Below are 423 nucleotides of genomic sequence, written 5' to 3'. Positions count from 1 at the left end.
CGGCAAAGCGCTTTCTGTTACCGAAGTCAAAAACGAAACCAACGCCCTTTACGCCGAAGCCATCGGCAGTCTGAAAGCCAAAGGCATTGAAATACAAAGCATCGTTTGCGACGGCCGTAAAGGTCTGCCGCAGTTATTCCCCGATATTCCCGTGCAACTATGCCATTTCCACCAAGTCAAAACCGTCGGCCGCTACCTGACGCGCAACCCACAAACGGCTGCGGGGCAAGAGCTGTGGCACTTGGCACTGACATTAAAAAGCAGCCGCAGAGCCGACTTTGAAAGAAGCCTGAAAGCATGGTTCGAACAGCACAAAGACTTCTTCAACGAACGCACAAAGAACCCCGAAACGGGCAAATCCCACTACACCCACCCAAGACTACGCAGCGCCTATTTCAGCCTGAAACGGAACATGGGCAACCT

1 protein-coding gene is annotated in these 423 nt (G+C 52.7%); it reads left to right on the top strand.

What is annotated here, in order from left to right; all coding sequences use genetic code 11:
- The coding region (locus MB824_RS10765) for an IS256 family transposase, variant Zn-binding type (RefSeq protein ID WP_238748541.1) at positions 1-423 on the top strand (423 nt) is incomplete at both ends.

The organism is Kingella pumchi, from assembly GCF_022288825.1.
Taxonomy (GTDB): Bacteria; Pseudomonadota; Gammaproteobacteria; order Burkholderiales; family Neisseriaceae; genus Kingella_D; species Kingella_D pumchi.
This window is presented reverse-complemented; position numbering and strand designations above follow the sequence as displayed.